The organism is Bacillus sp. LR--39 (genome assembly GCF_053613335.1).
The window spans coordinates 1-1,024 of the sequence record NZ_JBSIOT010000372.1; the positions used below are offsets into that span (position 1 = coordinate 1).

Annotated in this window: 1 protein-coding gene; it reads left to right on the forward strand. The window is 51.8% G+C overall.

Annotated elements, in window-relative coordinates; genetic code table 11:
- On the forward strand, positions 1–1,024 hold a 1,024-nt coding region (gene gatA, locus ACWHAR_RS23340), incomplete at both ends, for an Asp-tRNA(Asn)/Glu-tRNA(Gln) amidotransferase subunit GatA (RefSeq protein ID WP_452087984.1).

Here is a 1,024-nt window from a genome sequence, read left to right on the forward strand (position 1 = left end):
AAGCGCTTGATACCCGGGATGAGCACGGTCTTCTTTTCGGGATGCCGATCGGCATTAAGGACAATATCGTAACAAAAGATCTGCGGACAACGTGCGCAAGCAAAATTCTCGAGAATTTTGATCCGATCTATGATGCAACCGTTGTTGAGCGTCTTCATGAAGCTGAAGCGGTTACCATCGGAAAGCTGAATATGGATGAATTCGCGATGGGCTCTTCCACAGAGAACTCAGGCTTTAAAAAGACAAAAAACCCGTGGAACCTCGAAACTGTTCCTGGCGGATCAAGCGGAGGCTCAGCGGCTGCGGTTGCGGCCGGGGAAGTGCCGTTTTCACTTGGATCTGACACGGGCGGATCGATTCGCCAGCCGGCATCTTTCTGCGGCGTCGTCGGCTTAAAGCCTACATACGGACGCGTTTCCAGATACGGCCTTGTCGCATTTGCATCTTCATTGGATCAAATCGGCCCGATCACAAGATCTGTCGAAGACAACGCCTACCTTCTGCAGGCGATTTCAGGCGTTGACAAAATGGATTCAACGAGCGCCAATGTGGACGTGCCTGACTACCTGTCTGCGCTGACAGGCGATATTAAAGGCTTAAAAATCGCCGTTCCGAAAGAATATCTCGGCGAAGGGGTAAGCGAAGAAGCGAAGCAGTCCGTGCTTGAAGCGCTGAAAGTGCTCGAAAGCCTTGGCGCGACATGGGAAGAGGTATCGCTTCCGCACAGCAAATACGCGCTGGCGACTTACTACCTGCTTTCTTCATCTGAAGCGTCGGCAAACTTGGCGCGCTTCGACGGCATCCGCTACGGCTACCGCACGGACAATGCCGACAACCTGATCGACCTGTACAAACAGACGCGTTCCGAACGATTCGGAAACGAAGTCAAACGCCGCATCATGCTCGGTACGTTTGCTCTGAGCTCCGGCTATTACGACGCATACTATAAAAAAGCGCAGAAAGTCAGAACGCTGATCAAAAAGGACTTTGAAGACGTATTTGCAAACTATGACGTCATCATCGG